Below are 16,645 nucleotides of genomic sequence, written 5' to 3' on the forward strand. Positions count from 1 at the left end.
CCCGCCGCCCGCTTCCAGCAGAGGGTCACGCCGTGGCCGAACCGCACGTCCCCTCGGCCCGCGTCGCCGAGCTCCTGGAGCGCATGACGCTCGAGGAGAAGCTCGCCCAGCTCGTCGGCTACTGGGTCGACCAGGGCGGGGAGGTCGTCGCGCCGCTGGCCGGCGAGATGGCCACCTCCACCCGCTACGAGGACGCGACGACGCACGGGCTCGGGCACCTGACCCGCGTGTACGGCACGCGCCCCGTCGATCCGATCGAGCGGGCGCAGTGGCTATGGGCCGAGCAGCGCCGCCTCGTCGAGGAGACCCGGCTGGGCATCCCGGCGATCGTGCACGAGGAGTGCCTGACCGGGCTCGCGGCGTGGAAGGCCGCGACGTTCCCCACTCCGCTGGCCTGGGGCGCGTCGTTCGACGCCGAGCTGGTCGAGGAGATGGGCCGCCTGATCGGCTCGTCTATGCGCGAGCTCGGGATCCACCAGGGCCTCGCGCCCGTGCTCGACGTGATCCGCGACCCCCGCTGGGGCCGCGTCGACGAGTGCATCGCCGAGGACCCGTACGTCGTCGGCACGCTCGGCACCGCCTACGTGCGCGGCATGCAGTCGGAGGGGGTCGACGCGACGCTGAAGCACTTCATCGGCTACTCCGCCTCCCGCGGCGGCCGCAACCACGCGCCGGTCCACGCCGGTCCGCGCGAGATCGCGGACGTGCTGCTGCCTCCGTTCGAGATGGCGATCCGCGACGGCGGCGCTCGCTCGGTGATGAACTCGTACGCCGAGATCGACGGCGACCCCGTCGGCGCGACCCCCGCCTACCTCACCGACATCCTGCGCGGCGACTGGGGCTTCGACGGAGTGGTGGTCTCGGACTACTTCTCGGTCGCGTTCCTGCACCTCATGCACGCGGTCGCCGCCGACCTCGGCGAGGCCGCCGAGCTCGCGCTCGAGGCCGGGATCGACGTGGAGCTGCCCACGGGCGACGCGTTCCTCGCGCCGCTCGCCGCCCGCATCGCCTCGGGGGAGATGAGCGAGGAGCTCGTCGACCGCGCGGTGCTGCGCCTGCTCGCGCAGAAGGAGCGCCTCGGGCTGCTCGACGCCCGCTTCGACGACGTGCCTGAATCGATCGACCTCGACTCGCCCGCGCACCGCGACGTCGCCCGCCGCCTCGCGGAGGAGTCGCTCGTGCTGCTCTCGAACGACGGCGTCCTGCCGCTCGCGGCGCCGCGCCGGATCGCGCTGATCGGCCCGAACGCCGACAGCGCGCAGGCGCTGATGGGCTGCTACTCCTTCGCCAACCACGTGCTCGCCCACCACGAGGGCGTGCCGCTGGGCTTCGAGATCCCGACCCTGCGCGAGGCCCTCGCCGACGAGTTCGCGGGCGAGATCCTCGTGGCCGAGGGCTGCGCGGTCGAGGGCGACGACGACTCCGGGATCGCCCCCGCCGCCGACGTCGCACGGACCGCCGACGTGGCCGTGGTGGTCGTCGGCGACCGCGCCGGGCTGTTCGGCCGCGGAACCGTGGGCGAGGGGAACGACGTCGAGAGCCTCGAGCTGCCGGGCCGCCAGCGCGAACTGGTGGAGGCGGTCGTCGCCACCGGAACGCCCGTGGTGCTCGTGCTGCTCACCGGTCGCCCCTACGCGATCGACTGGGCCCTCTCGGGCGCCTCGGCCGTGCTGCAGGCCTTCTTCCCCGGCGAGGAGGGCGCCGGCGCGATCGCCGGCGTCGTCTCGGGCCGCGTCGTGCCGTCGGGGCATCTGCCGGTGTCGCTGCCGCGCTCGGCCGGGGCGCAGCCGTTCTCGTACCTGCACCCGATCCTGGGCGGCCCGTCGGACGTGACGAGCGCCGACAGCACCCCGGTGCTGCCGTTCGGCCACGGTCTCTCGTACACGACGTTCTCGCGGAGCGAGCTCTCGGTGGGATCGGACGAGGTGGCGACCGACGGAGTGATCACCGCCTCGGTCCGCGTGCGCAACACGGGCGACCGCAGCGGCGTGGATCTGGTGCAGCTCTACGCGCGCGACGTGTACGCGAGCGTCACCCGGCCCGTCGCCCAGCTGCTCGGCTACGCCCGGGTCGAGCTGGCCGCGGGCGAGGAGGCGCAGGTGCGCTTCGAGGTGCCGGCCGCCCGGCTGGCCTTCACCGGCCGCTCCGGCGACCGCATCGTGGAGCCCGGCGCTCTCGAGCTGTGGGTCGGGCCGGACTGCGCGTCGAAGGAGACGACCGCGTCGCTGGCGCTGGCCGGTCCGGTGTCCGTGGTGACGGCCGCCTCCGAGCGCCTGGTGCGCACGAGCGTGCTGCTCGAGGAGACGACACTGGCGTGACCCGCCCTCCTGCTGGTCGAGCAACCCCGGAGGGGCGTCTCGAGACCCGCCGACTCCGGATCTCGTGGATCTCGATACGCGCGCTCCGCGCGCTACTCGATCAGCAGGGGAGGCGCTCCGGGCCCCGCCGGGAGGGCGGCTGCCGCAGAACCTCAGCCAGGAGCACCCCTCAGCCACCGTCGCGGCTGAGCAGCGCTCCCCACTGAGGTTCTGCATCCTCCCTGCTGGTCGAGTAGCCCCGCAGGGGCGTCTCGAGACCCACCGACTCCGGACATCGCGGATCTTGATCGCTCCGTGCGCTACTCGATCAGTGGAGGAGCGCCCCGATCCGTCGCAGACGGCCGCTCGCGCTCTCGTGCGGCGACCGTTCGCGCCGGATCGCGCCGCCCGCAAGGGGTTGCCGCTCCCGGCCGCCGGGCGTGGGATGGACGCAGGAGAAAGGAGTCCCATGACTCAGACCTTCCCCGCATGGCTGCGGGACCAGAGCACGCGCGACGACGAGGTGGGCACGATCGCCCAGGAGTTCGCCGCACGCACCGACCTGCCCGAGCACGGCGGCCGTTCCATCTACGAGGGCTACTTCGCGAGCGAGCCCGCCGAGGCGCAGTCCGGCTTCGACCGGGCCTGGTCCGAGTTCGAGGCCGACGTGCAGCCGTCGCCCGCCTCCGACGACCCGGACGGCCTCCGATGAGCGACACGACGTCCCCGGTCCAGGACCCGGACGACCAGTCCGACAAGCCGTCGCAGGCCGAGGGCGAGGACTCGCGCGACACCCCCGTCGAGGTCCAGCCCGCCGATGGGAAGCCGTCGAAGGCCGAGGGCTGACACCACTCGCGTGCACAACGAAGGAAGGATCCGCCCCGACCTCCCGATCCGCGCGGATCCGGAGCCGCGGGAGCGGATCCTTCCTTCGTTGTGCACAGGAGTCGCACCGGAGCGGGGACTCACCGCGGCGCGACGACCACCCGGCCGACGCCCCGCGACACGCACGGCATCACCGCCGACTCCCGCTCCTCGGACGTCAGGACCAGGTCGCGGTGGTCCACGTCGCCCTCGACGAGCCGCAGCCGGCACGTCCCGCAGGTGCCGCTGCCGCAGGAGCTCGGCACGTCGATCCCCGCGTCCTCGAGCGCGTCGAGCATCGTCCGTGACGCGGGCACCGCGATCTCGTCGCCGGTCGGCCGCCACTCCACGGTGAACGGCGCGGTCAGCCCGCCGAACGCCGGTACTCCCGCGAAGTCCTCCGCGTGCACCCGGCTCGGCCGCCAGTGCATGGTGAGCGCGCAGATCTCGTCCTGCAGCGCCTCGGGCCCGCAGACGTAGAGGTGCCGCTCGCCCGGCTCGGCGAGCAGCGACCACCAGTCGACCGGCCCGAGCTCGCGGCGGTGGTGGACCCTCAGCGCCGGCAGTGCGGCGGTCAGCTCGTCCAGGTACGGGGACTCCTCGCGGGAGCGGGTCAGGTAGAGCAGCTCCACCTGCGGCGCCCCGCGGTGTCCCAGCTCCGTCAGCATCGCCCGGATCGGCGTGACGCCGATCCCCGCCGCGATCAGCAGGTAGGCGGGTGCCTCGACCAGCTCGAAGGAGTTGCGCGGGCCCTCGACCTCGAGCGCGTCGCCGGCGGCCACGGAGTCGACGAGGCTGCGCGATCCGCCGCGACCGTCCTCGGAGCGCCGCACCGCGATCACGTACCGGGACCGGTCGCGGAGGTCGCCGGTGAGGGAGTAGCTGCGCTTCGCTCCCGAGGGCGTCGCGACTGCGAGGTGCGCGCCCGGCTCGGCGGCCGGCAGCGGGGAGCCGTCCGGGTGCCGGAGCACGAGCTCGCAGACGTCCGCCGTCAGCATCCGCCGCGTGGCGACGACGAGCCTCACGCGGCGACCCCCGGGTCGGCCGCGGCCACAGGGTCACCCGGAACGACCGCATCGCCCGGCCGCAGCACGCCGCCCGAGAGGACCTCCGCGAAGACCCCGACGTTCTCGTGCCCGCAGTGCTCGTGCAGCAGGCGCACCACCGGCACGTCGCGCCGCGCGGTCGTCGGATCGACCTCCGTCGCCGCGCAGCGCCCCGTCTCCTCCAGGACGCGCACGCGCACCTCGCCCAGCTGCAGCTCGCGCCCGACCCAGTCCCGCTCCGCCCACGGCTCGAGGCCGTCGAGGTACACGTTCGAGCGGAAGCGCAGCGGATCGAGGTCGTGCCCGATGCGCTCCGACAGGTCGCGGACCGAGGCGAGCGACACGAGCGAGATCGCGTGCATCATCCGCGGCCCGTTCTTCGCGTTGTCGGTGAAGTTGTAGCCGGCCTGCTCGGCGAGGACCGGCCGCACCCCGTCGGGCAGATCGGCGACCCGCGCGTACAGCTCGACGAACGCCTCGCGCCCGTCGGCCGTCGTGAGGTCGGCCTCGAGCACCCGATGGCCCTGCACGGTGACCTCGACGGTCCTCGCGTCGTCGTCGAAGCGGGTGCGCAGCCCCGCGAGGCGCTCGGTGTTCAGCAGCACGAAGTACTCGCGCTTGGACAGCGGCGCGAACGCGTCGGCCCGGTAGGCCCCGTCCGGCTTCGCGAGGGCGTACCGGCGGTCGGTCGGGACGCCGCGTCCGGGCTGCAGCGCAATGCTCTCGAGACGCTCCGGCGTCAGCCCCTTCACCGGGTAGCGGTAGAGGGAGTCGAGTGTCGTCGGCACCGTGCGAGAGTACCCCGCGCCTCCCGCGGCCCGAGCGGTCCGCCCGTCAGCGCGCGGCCTGCGCCACCCGCTCGGTCAGGAGGGCGGCTCCGTCGTCGTCGAGGTGGTCGATCGCGTACGACGTCGGCCAGAGCCCGCCCTCGTCGTCGAGCGCAGCATCGACGCTGAACCCGAACGTCGAGTACCGCGCCTTGTCGACGAGGCCGCTGCGGAAGAACACGATGATCCGGCCGTCCTTCGCCCAGCCCGGCTGCCCGTAGTACAGCTTCGGGCGCAACTCCGGAGCCGCCTCCGTCACGAGCGCGTGCAGCCGCTCGGCGAGCGCGCGGTCCGGCTCCGGCATCTCGGCGATCTTGTCCTCCTGCGCCGTCCGCTCGGCCTCGGCCTTCTCGGCCGCCTTGCCGGCGCGCGCTTCGGCCCGCAGCTCGGCGGCCCGCGCCTTCATCGCCGCTCTCTCCTGGGCCGAGAAGCCCGTGTCGTCGCCCATGGTCGTCCCCTCGTCGTCCCCGCCACGCTAGGCCGTCGGGCGTCCGCGCCGGAAGAGGACCTCGGTGGGGTGGCCGCCGCGCGGGCACCTCCGGCTCGCAGAAACCGGTTCGGCTCGCACGATCCGGCGATTCCTGCGAGCCGAACGCGATTCGACGAGCCCGAGGTCACCGGAGCCGCGCGGCCCGCGTCACTCCTCCCGCACGCGCACCGTCCGCCGCACGTCCACCGCGATCACCGCGCCCGTGATCACCAGCGAGAGCGCGACCGAGCCGGCCGTGTCGCTCAGCCAGTGGTACCCGAGGTAGAGGCGGCTGACGATCTGCACGACGATCAGCGTCACCGCCACGGCGATCGCGGTCACGGTGAACCAGCGCCGCTGCAGCCTGCTGGCCAGCAGGTAGGTCGTGATCAGGAGGAAGTCGGCCGTGCCGAGCACGTGCCCCGACGGGAACGAGAACGTGTGGTCGGGCCCGAAGAGCATCTCGGCGACCGGCGGGCGCGGGTGCTGCACGAGCGGCGCGATCACCTGGGCGAGGATCACGCCGGTCGCCATGCCGACCATCAGCAGCAGGGGCCGCCAGAGGTGCTTGGCCAGGATGATCCACGCGATCAGCACGACGAGGACGACGATCGGCAGCACCACCGGCCCGAACAGCACGGCGAGCACGATCATGGGTCCGGTCCGGTCGCGCTCGACGCGGGCGTCGAAGAAGTCCTCGACCGGCCCGTCGAGGCGCTCGACCCCGGTCTGGGTGAGGACGCCCAGGAGGATCGCGACGAACGCGATCCCGCCGAGCAGCATCAGCAGGCCCGCGGTGATCAGGAGGCGCCGCCGGTCGGCCGCGGTGAGCGTCCGCTCCTCGACGACGAACTTCTCGTGCCAGGCCGAGAGCCGGGCCGTCTTCGAGCCGCTCACTGTCGGGCCCGAGCGGTCGGGAACGGGGCGGTGCAGGTGGTCATCGGCGGGCTCCCTCATCGGCGCTCGCGGCGGTGCGGGCACGAAAGTATGGCGCGCCCCGACCGCGCCGGTCGAGGCTTGCGCGGGGGGCACCGGGGTGCTGTCCCGACGGTGCGGCCTGGTGGCGACGCGCACCGCGCGTCATCCTGGACCGATGATCGACGAGAAGCAGACCCTCCTCCTGTACCTGCAGGAGGGCCGCGACGCCCTGCTGTCGAAGCTCGAAGGAGTGTCGGAGTACGACGCGAGAAGGCCGCTGGTCGCCACGGGCACCAACCTGCTCGGCCTCGTGAAGCACATCGCGGGTACCGAAGCCGGGTACCTCGGCCTCGTGTTCGGACGCCCGTTCCCCGAGCCGCTGCCCTGGATGGAGGAGGACTCGGAGCCCAACGCCGACATGTGGGCCACCGCCGAGGAGTCGCGCGACGGCATCGTCGCGCTCTACCGCCGGGTGCACGCCCACTCCGACGCCACCGTCGCCGCGCTGCCGCTGGACGCGCCCGGCGTCGTGCCGTGGTGGACGAACCGCGACACCACTCTTCACCGGATCCTCGTCCACATCGCGGTCGAGACGCACCGGCACGCGGGGCACGCCGACATCGTCCGCGAGCTGATCGACGGCCGCGTCGGCCTGCGGCGCGAGGGCGACAACCTGCCCGAGGGCGACGCCGCCTGGTGGGAGGCGTACCGCGCCCGCCTGGAGTCGGTGGCGCGGGACGCGCAGTCGCGGACGGCCGATCCGCAGACGTGAGACCCCTCCTGGTGATCGAGCAGGCCGTGCAGCGGCCGTCTCGAGATCCGTCCCGGTCGATCGCGGATCGCCCCGGTTCGCACCCGCGTCACCGCCGCGTCGCCCGCCCGTCACCCGAGTGGGCGACACTGCCGGGATGGGGCGCGGACCGACGGCACGACTGACGGCGGCGCTCGGCCTCCTGCTCGGGCTCTCCGGAGCAGCGCTGCTCCCGGCCGTCGCGCGTGCGTGGCGGGTCTGCTTCGAGGCGAGGGCGTTCGGCGGGCGCGAGTGCGGAGCGCTCCAGTCCGATTTCGACTACACCCTCGTGCTGTCGGTGTGGGGAGTCGCGCTGCTCCTCGTGATCGCAGGCCTCGTCCTCGCTCGCTCGCGGCGCAGCCCGTTCGCGTGGGCGCTGCTGCCGCTCCTGCTCGGCAACGGCATGACCGACTACGCCGCGGCTCCGCTGCTCAACGGCGGCTACTCGTCGTGGGACTTCCCGCCGGGGATGGGCTTCTGGGCGGCGGGCTGCCTGCTGGCGACGGGCGCGATCCTCATCGTCGGGGCGCTCTGGCCCCGGGCGCGCTCGGCCGAGTACGAGCCGGAGTCGGTCGCCGCCTGACCGCCGACGCCGCTCAGCGCTCCGGCTGCTCGTCCTCCGCGGCGGCGATCGCCGCCCGGCCGCCCACCGCCGCGCCGTAGAGCGCGAGCGCGAGCATCGCGAGGCAGCCGACGAGGACCGAGACGAGCAGCGCCTCGATCGGCACGGGCAGCACCGCCGGCACCGCCGACGCGATCGCGACCGCCCCCGCCCCCACCGTCGGCCTCTCGGCCCGCCGGTGCGCGGCCAGCCAAGCGGCGTCGCTCGCCAGAGTCGACGGCAGCCGGATCCCGGCGACCGGATTCCGGCCGAGGCGACCGCCCGCCGTGGCCCGCGCCATCCAGACGAGCAGCACGCCCGATCCCGCCATCACGGCGCCCAGCACGATCCGTCCGATCACGTCCTCCATCCCTCGAGACTACGGACGACCCGGCTCCGTCCCGCGCAGGCGTCCCGCCGTCAAGGGGTGGGGCCCGATACGGCCTCGCCTTAGCGTCGACAGCGACGGATGCGGGGACCCCGCGTCGCGCGGGATCGGGAGGACACCATGCAGAAGCTCTACTACGCCAGCGGATACGTGCTCCTCGGCGACGCCATCTGCACCGCGGTCGTGGAGTACGCGCAGGCGCTCGCGAACGTCGGCAAGTCGGATCTCGTCGTCGTGCCGTCGTTGTCGGACGAGGGCATGCTCGGCGAGACGCGCCTGCTGCTGGGGCCGGCGAGTCAGCTCTTCGCGAGCCCTGCGCTCGACCGCGGCGTCGACCTCGACGATCCCGCGGCCGTCGAGTCGATGCGCGAGAAGACCCGCCACCTGCAGCCCGCCCGACCGCAGGCGCAGCCGGCGGAACCCGACGAGGACGACTTCCTCTGAGCCCGACCTGCTCGTCGAGGCCTACTTCTCGAGCGTCGTGCTCGGGCTCTCGCCGAAGCGGTGCGCGTACGACGCCGAGAAGCGCCCGAGGTGCGCGAAGCCCCAGCGGTGCGCGACCTCGGTCACGGTGACCGCTCCGGAGTCTCCCCCGCGCAACTCCTTCTGCACCGCGTCGAGGCGGATGCGCCGCAGGTAGTCGAGCGCGGTCATGTCGAACTCGCGGCGGAACTCGCTCTGCAGGGTGCGCAGGCTCATGTCGGCGGCCTGAGCGATCTCCTCCGTGCGGATCGGCAGGTGCGCGTTCGAGTACATGAACTCCACGGCGGAGCGGAGCCGTCCGCTGCGCGGCACGAGGAGGTCGTTCTGCGCGGTGAGGACCGCGTGCGGGAACGTCTCGAGCAGGGCGACGGCCGCGGCGCGGTTCGCCTCGCTGCGCAGGAGAGGCGTGCTCTCGTCGGAGTAGATGACGCGCGCGATCGCCGCGACGGTCGCCGACCAGCGGCGCAGTCTCTCCCCGGTGGGGCGCGCCGTCGAGTCGAAGAGCAGCGGACCGGGCTCGACGTTCTCGACGTCCTGAGCGATGCCCTCGAGGTAGGCGCCGTCGAAGTGGATGAGGTTCTGCCGGTAGTCGTGGAACTCGAACGCCGTCGGCCGGTCGTTCACGAACATCGCGGGCTGCCCGAGCTGCAGCGCGACCGGGTCGCCGTCGATGTCGGTGACCCCGGTGCCCGATGTCAGCCACGAGACGACGTACTCGCCCTCGGTCTGGATGCGGCCCTGCACGGATCCGGCGAAGTAGCTCCCCGGAGCGTCACGTCGGCGTCGCCGACCGAGGTGTAGCGGTAGGCGAAGTCGTCGCCGGGTTCGACGGCGAAGCGGTGGCCGTTGTAGGCCCCCTCGAACATCAGGCGGGCCTCGTCGATGTCGTGGCCGCTGATGTCGGAGCGGACGACCTCGGGGGAGGAGTCGTTCATTCCGATCAGCGTCCCACGCGCAAGGCGCCTGCGTCGACGCCGGATCCCACGAGTTCGTTAAGCGGATAAACGATTCAGGGGGCCGTACGCCCGCGTCATCGCGTGCACCGTCGCACTGCGGAACTCCGAGAGCAGGACGACCGAGTGGCGGTGCCTCCCCTGCACGGCCAGCGAGAAGGCGTCGCCCGAGGTCGAGTCCCACCAGGCGTCGACCTCTGCGGCCGGGATGCGGACGGTCCCGTCGTCCTCGCTGAGCACGAGCGCATCGGGCAGCACGAGGAGCGTGCCGGTCACTCCGTGCACGCGGGAGGAGCAGGTGAAGACCGACTCGGGGTCCTCGCGGCCGGCGAGCCCCAGGAAGTCGGTGATCCCGTCGAGCGGCGAGTGGTCGGTCACGTCGTCCCTCCCCGCCCCGGGGGCTCCGCCGACGTCGCGGTCGGCGTCACCGGTGGAGTTCATCGTGTCTCAGGCCGCGTGCGTCAGGCCGACGCTCTCGGGCTGGGGAGCCGGCTCCGGGATGACGCGCAGGCCGCGGCCGCTGTTGGCCTCCTCCATCAGCGATCGGACCCACGTGGGGTTGATCGCCGGCATGCGGCTCCCGTTGAACGAGAACTGCAGCGGGATGGCGGGGTGCAGCCAGAGGGTCTGACGACCGGTGCCGTGGGTGTTCGACGCCTCGATCTGGAAGGCGAACGCCTCGTTGCGGCGGAACTTGTTGATCATGACGATCTGCAGGTGCGCGAGCGCGCGGTCGTCGATGTCGTGGGCGGTGGCGGGAGTGCCGTAGAGGAGGGAACCCATGTGCGGAGTCCGTTCTGTGAGATCGCCGCGGTGTCGGCCGCGACTCGTGCGGGGCGTCCCGACGGATCCGTCGGGGGTGGGGAGTTCGGGGGCGGTGCCCGCTGGGGGAGCGGCATCCGTAGGTCGCCCGGGTTCCGGAGTGCGGAGTCGCGGGGCGGTGGCAGGCCGGCGGGGACCACTCGTCCTGCCGTGACACCAAAGTAGGGGAGGCGCTGCGGACGCCCCCGATTCGTATCCGTTTTGCGAAACGCGCACCCGGGGCCGGGTGGAGGCTCGCGTGCTGCGGCTCAGCGCGGCCGTCGGACGGTGACCGCGAACCAGGTGACGACGGCGGCGAGGCCGAGCAGCGCCAGGGCGGTCATGTCCCAGCCGGTGTGCTCGACGAACAGGAGGTCGCCCGAGTTCGCACCGCGGTGCTCGCAGCGGACGCCGAGCGGCCACCACGTCGGTGCACCGCTGACGACGTCGCCGGTCGGCCCGCGGGACGGGAAGTCCTCGACGCAGACGTCTCGCCAGCCGCGTCGGCCCGAGGCGTAGACGCTGAAGAAGGCGGAGACGATGCAGACGAGGCCGATGATCAGCAGGGCCCCCGGTACCGGGTCCCGGCGTCCGCGTCCGTGCATCCGCCCATCCTGGTGCACCGCCCCCTGGACGCGGCGATGGGGTCGGAGCGCGCAGAGGACGCGGCGACGGGGTCGGAGCGCGCAGAGGACGCGGCGATCGGGTCAGAACGCGTAGCGGACGCGGCAGTAGGGCAGCTCCTGCCCGAGCAGGGCGAGGAAGCGCTCGAGGGCGGCGCGCTTGAGATCGCGGCGGTAGCGGATGTTGACCGCCCCGTTCTCGGAGACCTTCGACTCCTGCATCCCCGGCGTCCAGAGCAGCTCCTCGGCCTTCGGGTGCCAGCCGGTGTTGACCTCGTGCAGGCGCTCGTTGTGGGTCAGGAGGATCACCTCGGCCGCGAGCTGCGCCTTCGCTCGCGGGTGGAGGGCGGCATCGAGCTGCTGGAAGAGCTCGGCCCAGTCGCGCTGCCAGGTGGGGGTGAGGATCACGGGTGAGAAGTTGACGTGCACCTCGTAGCCGGCGTCGACGAAGTCGTTGATCGCGGCGATCCGCTCGGCGACGGGCGAGGTGCGGATGTCGGTGACCTTGGCCGTCTCGGCGGGCATGAGGGAGAAGCGGATGCGGGTGCGGCCGAGCGGATCCCACTCGAGCAGCTCGCGGTTGACGTACTTGGTCGCGAACGAGGCCTTGGCCGTGGGGGACATGCGGAACAGCTCGCAGAGGTCGCGCACGTTCCCGCTGAGCATCGCGTCGACGGAGCAGTCGCTGTTCTCGCCGATGTCGTAGACCCAGGAGTCGGGGTCGCACTGGTTCGCCTCGGTCTTGGGGCCCTGCTTGGCGATGTGGCGGGCGAGGTGCCGCTGGATCTGCTCGATGTTCGTGAACACGGTGACCGGGTTGCTGTAGCCCTTCCTCCGCGGCACGTAGCAGTAGACGCACGCCATCGCGCAGCCGTTGGCGTGCGAGGGGGCGATGAAGTCGGCCGAGCGCCCGTTGGGCCGGGTGACCAGCGACTTCTTCACTCCCAGCACGAGCGCCTCGGTCTTGATGCGCACCCACCGCGAGACGTTCGTCTCGTCGCCGTGCACCTCGGGGATCATCCAGTGCGAGTCGACCGGCACGATCTCGGCTCCGGGCCAGCGCGCCACGATCTCCTGCCCACGCGGCAGCTCGAGCGCCGCCTGCTCGGCGTAGATGCGCCGCACGTCGAGGAGCGTGCGTTCCCGGGTGTCGGACATGAGTCCGTTCTACCGGCGACCACCGACATCGGCGTGCCCGGGCCGTCCCGCAGGATGGGGGCATGGACTCCACCGCCGACCGGTACCGCCGCGCCGCCCGCGAGCTCGCGCAGACCTCCGAGCTGCAGGTGCGCCGGGCCCTCGCGGTGGCCGGGAGCGACGCGCTGCTCGCGCGGATCGACGAGCTGCCGAGCGCGCACCGGCAGCCGTCGCTCCTGTTCTCGGTCGCGCGGTACCTGGGCTCGCCGCGGGACCCCGAGGAGTTCGTGGCCTGGATGCTGGCGGAGTGGCCGCGCGTCGCCCCGGTCGCCGCCGAGCGCCTGACGCAGACGAACGAGGCGCTGCGCTGCGCCCCGCTGGTCGCGGCCCTCGAGCGGATCACCGAGCCGGACGAGCCGATCGCGCTGATCGAGATCGGCGCGTCCGCGGGGCTGTGCCTTGCACCGGAGCGGTACGCCTACTCCTTCCCGACGGCGGGCGGTGACGGGAGCGCGGGCGGTGGCGGGAGCGCGGTCGCCTCGCGGCTCGGCTCGGGCGGACCGCTTCTCGAGTGCGTCGTGACGGGCGGAGCCTCGCCCATGCGACTCCCGCGCATCGCCTGGCGGCGAGGCCTGGACCTGCGGCCCCTCGACGCCCGCTCGGCCGAGGACCGCGCGTGGCTCGAGGCGCTGCTGCCCGAGGACCGCCCGGAGCGGACGGCCCGTCTGCGCGAGGCCGTCGCGGTGCTGCGGGAGGACCCTCCGCTGATCGTCGCGGGCGACGCCGCCGAAGCGCTGCCGGCGCTGCTCGCGGAGGTGCCGCATGGGATGCGCGTCGTCGTCGTCTCGCTCGGGACGCTCGTCTACCTGCCGCGGGCCTCCCGCGAGCGGGTGCTGGCCGCGGTCGGCGCCGCCGGCGCGAGCCTCGTGACCCTGGAGGCGGAGTCGCTGCTCGCGCACCTCGTGGCGCCGCGCGCCGCTCTGTCGGCGCCGGAGCCGACCCCGTTCCTGCTCGCCGCCGACGGCGTCCCCCTCGCCTGCGCGACGCCGCACGGCGGCCGCCTGTCCTGGCTCGCCTGAGTCGCCGCTGCTCGAGTGTCTCCACTCCGCGGAAGTCGTCGTACTCGAGCGCGAGTACGACGACTTCTGAGGACTCGAGCGCATCGCGCCTCAGGGACGCGCGCACGCGGAGCGCGAGTGTCCACACGTTGGCGTACTGGGCTTCGAGTACGACGACTTCTGAGGAGTCGAGCCGCCCCTACAGCTCGTCGACGAACATCTGCGTCGCCTGCGGCACGTACGACTCGTTCGTCGCGGGGTCCCAGCCCACCAGCGCGACCACGTTGCCGCCGACCCGCGCCGTGATGCCCACCAGGGTGAAGGGGCTGCCGCCCACGTCGCCCGTGACCGTCCAGCCGACCGCGTCGTCCGTCCCGGTCAGCGCCGGCTCCGTCTGCTCCACCGTCGTCCGCACCGGCTCGCCCTGCATCGCGAAGAGGTCGGAGCTTTCGGCGCAGCGCTCGAGCGCGTCCTCCGCGTCGGCGACCAGCGAGGACGCGACGTCGGCGTCGCCCGTGCTGGCCACGACCGACGTCATCGAGCGGTCGTTGCTCGTGCCGAACTCGACCTCGGAGTCGTCCAGCGTCTCGTCCTCGTCCCAGCCCAGCCCGAACGGGGCGAGGCAGCTCGCGTCGGTGGCGGTGAGCCCCGGGTAGATCGAGTCGAGCATCTCCTGCGTGCCGTCGTACTGGTCCGGCACGAACTGGATCCCGGTCAGCACCGCCGACAGCTCGTCCTCGCTCAGCTGCGGAACCGCCTCGGACGTGGCCTCGGGCTCGCCGCCTCCCGTGCATCCCGTCAGCGCGAGCAGCAGTGCTGCCGCCGCCCAGGCTCCGGCCGTCGTCGTGCGCGTCATCGTGTCCCCGTCCCCCTCCGCCGCGGCGGGGAGCCGGACGGACCCTCCGACGCTAACAGCTGCCTCCGACCCGGTCCGCGCCGGGCCGGAGGCTCGACGTGCGGCCGCCGATCAGGTAGCGGCGTAGGGGGCGGAGACGCTCGCCCGCGACGATCCCGAGACGGCCGTGAACGTCGCCGTGCCCGCCGGGATCGACGTCTTCCCGGTCCGGAACGCCTTCGACACGGTGGCGCCCGGAGCGACCGCGAGGGCGGTCGCGGATCCGTAGGCGGTGACGACGGTGATGTCGGCCGGAGCCGGCCCGGTGTTGGTCGCCGTCGCCGTGAGGACGACGCGCCCCGAGACCAGTCGGGTCGTCGCCTTCGCGGTGAGGGAGGCGCCGGCGGTGACCGTCGCCCCGGCGAGCCTCGCCGTGGCCGCGTCGGCGCGCGCCGTGATCGCGACGGTCCCGGAGGAGGAGCCGGTGCGGATCCGCGGCAGCGCCGCCATCCCGTCGGCTCCCGAGAGCACCGCGGCGGTCGTCGCTCCGCTCTCGAACGTCGCCGGCCCGGTGAGCGCGAAGCCCACGCTGCGCCCCGCCAGGGGCGCCCCGCCGCGTCGCGCACCACGACGGACTGCGCGAGATCCCGCGTCGTCGAGGCGGGCACGCTCGACGCGGCCCCGCGCGCCTCGAGCGACGCGGCGACGGCCACGCCGTTCACGGCGAGCTCGGCGACACCCGTCGATCCGCCGTACTCGGCGGCGCCCCAGGCCGTGAAGACCAGGCGCAGCGCCGTCGTGGTCACCGGAGCGAACGACGCGGTGTTCAGCACGTCGCGGGCCCGCCCGGGCGCCGCTCCGCTCACGGGGGTCCAGGCGCCGCCGACGAGGTGCTCGACGCGCCACGACCGGGCGGGGATCAGGCCGCGCCCGTCGGCGTCGGCCGCGTCGCTCGCGAAGCGCACCGAGGCGCTGTCGACGGTGACGGCGGAGGGCCACTGCAGCTCGACGGACTGCTCGCCGACCCGGGGCCAGGTGCCCCAGATCGTGCCGGTGTCGCCGTCCACGGCGGCGCCGACCGAGGTCCACGGCGAGCTGTACGAGGCGGTCGTCGACGAGGCGAGCGGAGCGATGTCGCCGACGTACTGCGTGCACGGCACGGTCACCGTGACGGTCGCGCGACGCGTCACCGCGTCGATCCGGTCGACCCGGAGCGACATCCCGGTGTTGAGCGAGGCGGTCTCGCCCGCGAGGACGAACTCGTTCGCCTCGCTCGCGTCGCCCGGCCGCTCGAGCAGGTCGCCCGCGTACGGCTGGCCCGGGTTCGACCGCAGGATCTGCACGCCCGAGACGTCGCGGCGCACCTGGAAGGGGCTGCTGTACGCCCCGCCGTCCGACGTGGTGTCGGCCTCGTCGTTGTACTGCGCCCAGTAGCGGATCGTCGCGTCCTGCGGGTCGGTCCACGTCAGAGCGCGCTGCGCGGCGACTCCGGCCCCGAGCGTGTCGATCGTCGCGGTGCGGGGAGCGCCGCAGACCGGCTGGCGGGTGTTGGGCAGCGTCCCCAGTCGCGCGAGCGACGGAGCAGAGAGGGGCAGGAACGACCACGAGTCGCCCATCACGTCGGTCCGGTTGCCGTACTCCTCGCGGCGGCAGTCGGCCGGCAGCGGGGTCGAGTAGTCGCGGGTCGTGCCGCAGTGCACGCTGTACGCGTGCGGCAGCGACAGGTTGTGGCCGAGCTCGTGCGCGAGGAAGTACGCGTCGGGCCCCGGCTGGAAGGTGCGCCCGCCGTCGTCGGGGTCGCCCGGCTGCTCGCCGTTGGCCCAGTTCGGGCACGGGTCGCCCTCGGGCACCATCGCGACCAGGTGCCGGGCGGGGCCTGGCTGCCAGCCGTTCGTCCGGCTGATCCAGTCCTGCAGCCCGCCGGTGTTCGTGCAGCCGATCGGCTCGTCGACCACCTGCCAGTCGATCACGCGCTCGAGCTCGAAGCGGATCGCGCCGCCCGTCTCCCGCGCGTAGAAGTCGTCGACGAGCTCGAGCGAGCGCACGGCGTCGGCCGTCGTGAAGGCGCCGGGAGTCGTGCCCTGCGGAGCGACGAGCGCGATCGTCACGCGGTGCGTCCGCACCTCGGCGCGGGCGGGGATCTCGACCCCCACGAAGTCGGCGTCGAGGGCGAGCGCTGCCTGCTGGGAGGTGGCGTCGGCCTGCGGCTCGACCAGGGTCGGCTCGGTGTCCGGAGCCGCGACCGGGCGATCGGGAGCGGGAGCCGGGGCCGGAGCGGCGGCGGTCGGGGCAGTGGCGGCCGGCGCCGCCGCGGCGGGCCCTCCGGCGGCGAGGCCGGTGAGCAGGAGGAGTCCGGTGAGTGCACCGGGGAGCAGGGCCTGGCGTCGCATGAGGTCCTTCCGAGGAGGTCGCGCCCCGAGCGGCCGCGGGGGCGCGAGGAGCACCTTCCGCGGACCTTCTCCGCTGAAGGGTCGCCCGCACGTTACCGTGAACATCCGCGCCGCGACGGGCGGATGTCCTCCCGATGCGGCCCCCTTCAGGGTGCCGAGATCCTC

Annotated in this window: 20 protein-coding genes; 7 read left to right on the forward strand and 13 right to left on the reverse strand. The window is 73.4% G+C overall.

The features are described from left to right. Positions 1–32: 32 nt before the first annotated feature. The 3 genes from AC0CID_RS14705 to AC0CID_RS14715 all read left to right on the forward strand — a co-directional run bounded on the left by AC0CID_RS14705 (position 33) and on the right by AC0CID_RS14715 (position 3,143). Entirely contained in the window at positions 33–2,318 is a 2,286-nt protein-coding gene (locus tag AC0CID_RS14705) for a beta-xylosidase/alpha-l-arabinosidase (RefSeq protein ID WP_465227379.1), read from the forward strand. Between the two features lie 448 nt (positions 2,319–2,766). Further along, on the forward strand, positions 2,767–3,009 hold the full coding sequence (locus AC0CID_RS14710; protein WP_207407165.1) for a hypothetical protein: 243 nt from the start codon (positions 2,767–2,769) through the stop codon (positions 3,007–3,009). Beyond that, entirely contained in the window at positions 3,006–3,143 is a 138-nt protein-coding gene (locus tag AC0CID_RS14715) for a hypothetical protein (RefSeq protein ID WP_158078007.1), read from the forward strand. The genes AC0CID_RS14710 and AC0CID_RS14715 overlap by 4 nt, the downstream gene beginning before the upstream one ends. A gap of 119 nt (positions 3,144–3,262) precedes the next feature. On the opposite strand, the gene AC0CID_RS14720 is transcribed toward AC0CID_RS14715, so the two are convergent. The 4 genes from AC0CID_RS14720 to AC0CID_RS14735 form a co-directional block, all read right to left on the reverse strand. Next, the gene (locus AC0CID_RS14720; protein WP_465227380.1) at positions 3,263–4,186 is read right to left on the reverse strand and encodes a PDR/VanB family oxidoreductase; all 924 of its coding nucleotides are present in this window, start codon (positions 4,184–4,186) and stop codon (positions 3,263–3,265) included. Continuing rightward, a complete protein-coding gene (locus AC0CID_RS14725) occupies positions 4,183–4,995 on the reverse strand; it encodes an MOSC domain-containing protein (RefSeq protein WP_465227381.1) in 813 nt (270 codons plus the stop codon). Before AC0CID_RS14725 ends, AC0CID_RS14720 begins: the two co-directional genes overlap by 4 nt. 46 nt (positions 4,996–5,041) lie before the next feature. Beyond that, positions 5,042–5,482, reverse strand: coding sequence for a DUF1801 domain-containing protein (locus tag AC0CID_RS14730; protein ID WP_207407162.1), 441 nt, complete (start codon positions 5,480–5,482; stop codon positions 5,042–5,044). A 189-nt stretch (positions 5,483–5,671) separates the two neighbouring features. Beyond that, positions 5,672–6,400, reverse strand: a complete 729-nt coding sequence (locus AC0CID_RS14735) for a phosphatase PAP2 family protein (protein WP_307786222.1) — start codon at positions 6,398–6,400, stop codon at positions 5,672–5,674. A 196-nt stretch (positions 6,401–6,596) separates the two neighbouring features. Between AC0CID_RS14735 and AC0CID_RS14740 the strand changes: the two genes are divergently transcribed. Then, positions 6,597–7,193 (forward strand): DinB family protein, encoded by a 597-nt coding sequence (locus AC0CID_RS14740; RefSeq protein ID WP_465227382.1) that lies wholly within the window; start codon positions 6,597–6,599, stop codon positions 7,191–7,193. A gap of 136 nt (positions 7,194–7,329) precedes the next feature. Next, positions 7,330–7,794, forward strand: coding sequence for a hypothetical protein (locus AC0CID_RS14745; protein WP_207407158.1), 465 nt, complete (start codon positions 7,330–7,332; stop codon positions 7,792–7,794). Positions 7,795–7,807: 13 nt separating this feature from the next. Here the strand turns inward: AC0CID_RS14745 and AC0CID_RS14750 are convergent, their stop codons facing one another. After that, positions 7,808–8,182: an SdpI family protein gene (locus tag AC0CID_RS14750; RefSeq protein ID WP_465227383.1), complete on the reverse strand. Its 375-nt coding sequence runs from the start codon at positions 8,180–8,182 to the stop codon at positions 7,808–7,810. A 138-nt stretch (positions 8,183–8,320) separates the two neighbouring features. Between AC0CID_RS14750 and AC0CID_RS14755 the strand changes: the two genes are divergently transcribed. Next, a complete protein-coding gene (locus AC0CID_RS14755; protein ID WP_207407155.1) occupies positions 8,321–8,644 on the forward strand; it encodes a hypothetical protein in 324 nt (107 codons plus the stop codon). Positions 8,645–8,665: 21 nt separating this feature from the next. Here the strand turns inward: AC0CID_RS14755 and AC0CID_RS14760 are convergent, their stop codons facing one another. The 6 genes from AC0CID_RS14760 to AC0CID_RS14785 all read right to left on the reverse strand — a co-directional run bounded on the left by AC0CID_RS14760 (position 8,666) and on the right by AC0CID_RS14785 (position 12,218). Continuing rightward, positions 8,666–9,427, reverse strand: a complete 762-nt coding sequence (locus AC0CID_RS14760; RefSeq protein WP_465227384.1) for a helix-turn-helix transcriptional regulator — start codon at positions 9,425–9,427, stop codon at positions 8,666–8,668. Continuing rightward, complete coding sequence (locus AC0CID_RS14765) at positions 9,379–9,618, reverse strand: hypothetical protein (protein WP_465227385.1); 240 nt, start codon at positions 9,616–9,618, stop codon at positions 9,379–9,381. Before AC0CID_RS14765 ends, AC0CID_RS14760 begins: the two co-directional genes overlap by 49 nt. A 57-nt stretch (positions 9,619–9,675) precedes the next feature. Further along, complete coding sequence (locus AC0CID_RS14770) at positions 9,676–10,077, reverse strand: hypothetical protein (protein WP_465227386.1); 402 nt, start codon at positions 10,075–10,077, stop codon at positions 9,676–9,678. A 6-nt stretch (positions 10,078–10,083) separates the two neighbouring features. Next, the gene (locus AC0CID_RS14775; protein ID WP_207407152.1) at positions 10,084–10,419 is read right to left on the reverse strand and encodes a DUF7882 family protein; all 336 of its coding nucleotides are present in this window, start codon (positions 10,417–10,419) and stop codon (positions 10,084–10,086) included. A 287-nt stretch (positions 10,420–10,706) separates the two neighbouring features. After that, complete coding sequence (locus AC0CID_RS14780; protein ID WP_465227387.1) at positions 10,707–11,042, reverse strand: hypothetical protein; 336 nt, start codon at positions 11,040–11,042, stop codon at positions 10,707–10,709. A gap of 102 nt (positions 11,043–11,144) precedes the next feature. Further along, complete coding sequence (locus AC0CID_RS14785) at positions 11,145–12,218, reverse strand: spore photoproduct lyase family protein (protein WP_465227388.1); 1,074 nt, start codon at positions 12,216–12,218, stop codon at positions 11,145–11,147. A gap of 62 nt (positions 12,219–12,280) precedes the next feature. Between AC0CID_RS14785 and AC0CID_RS14790 the strand changes: the two genes are divergently transcribed. Continuing rightward, positions 12,281–13,276, forward strand: a complete 996-nt coding sequence (locus tag AC0CID_RS14790; protein ID WP_465227389.1) for a DUF2332 family protein — start codon at positions 12,281–12,283, stop codon at positions 13,274–13,276. Positions 13,277–13,454: 178 nt separating this feature from the next. On the opposite strand, the gene AC0CID_RS14795 is transcribed toward AC0CID_RS14790, so the two are convergent. Then, positions 13,455–14,111, reverse strand: a complete 657-nt coding sequence (locus AC0CID_RS14795; RefSeq protein WP_465227390.1) for a hypothetical protein — start codon at positions 14,109–14,111, stop codon at positions 13,455–13,457. Next, complete coding sequence (locus AC0CID_RS14800) at positions 14,108–16,480, reverse strand: hypothetical protein (protein ID WP_465227391.1); 2,373 nt, start codon at positions 16,478–16,480, stop codon at positions 14,108–14,110. The genes AC0CID_RS14795 and AC0CID_RS14800 overlap by 4 nt, the downstream gene beginning before the upstream one ends. Positions 16,481–16,645 lie beyond the last annotated feature (165 nt).

It is taken from the genome of Rathayibacter sp. AC451, from assembly GCF_979253095.1.

Coding starts and splice junctions, on each gene's coding strand:
- AC0CID_RS14710 (WP_207407165.1), top strand. CDS start 2,767: ATGACTCAGACCTTCCCCGCATGGCTGCGGGACCAGAGCACGCGCGAC.
- AC0CID_RS14715 (WP_158078007.1), top strand. CDS start 3,006: ATGAGCGACACGACGTCCCCGGTCCAGGACCCGGACGACCAGTCCGAC.
- AC0CID_RS14730 (WP_207407162.1), bottom strand. CDS start 5,482: ATGGGCGACGACACGGGCTTCTCGGCCCAGGAGAGAGCGGCGATGAAG.
- AC0CID_RS14740 (WP_465227382.1), top strand. CDS start 6,597: ATGATCGACGAGAAGCAGACCCTCCTCCTGTACCTGCAGGAGGGCCGC.
- AC0CID_RS14745 (WP_207407158.1), top strand. CDS start 7,330: ATGGGGCGCGGACCGACGGCACGACTGACGGCGGCGCTCGGCCTCCTG.
- AC0CID_RS14750 (WP_465227383.1), bottom strand. CDS start 8,182: ATGGAGGACGTGATCGGACGGATCGTGCTGGGCGCCGTGATGGCGGGA.
- AC0CID_RS14755 (WP_207407155.1), top strand. CDS start 8,321: ATGCAGAAGCTCTACTACGCCAGCGGATACGTGCTCCTCGGCGACGCC.
- AC0CID_RS14765 (WP_465227385.1), bottom strand. CDS start 9,618: ATGAACGACTCCTCCCCCGAGGTCGTCCGCTCCGACATCAGCGGCCAC.
- AC0CID_RS14770 (WP_465227386.1), bottom strand. CDS start 10,077: ATGAACTCCACCGGTGACGCCGACCGCGACGTCGGCGGAGCCCCCGGG.
- AC0CID_RS14775 (WP_207407152.1), bottom strand. CDS start 10,419: ATGGGTTCCCTCCTCTACGGCACTCCCGCCACCGCCCACGACATCGAC.
- AC0CID_RS14780 (WP_465227387.1), bottom strand. CDS start 11,042: ATGCACGGACGCGGACGCCGGGACCCGGTACCGGGGGCCCTGCTGATC.
- AC0CID_RS14785 (WP_465227388.1), bottom strand. CDS start 12,218: ATGTCCGACACCCGGGAACGCACGCTCCTCGACGTGCGGCGCATCTAC.
- AC0CID_RS14790 (WP_465227389.1), top strand. CDS start 12,281: ATGGACTCCACCGCCGACCGGTACCGCCGCGCCGCCCGCGAGCTCGCG.
- AC0CID_RS14795 (WP_465227390.1), bottom strand. CDS start 14,111: ATGACGCGCACGACGACGGCCGGAGCCTGGGCGGCGGCAGCACTGCTG.
- AC0CID_RS14800 (WP_465227391.1), bottom strand. CDS start 16,480: ATGCGACGCCAGGCCCTGCTCCCCGGTGCACTCACCGGACTCCTCCTG.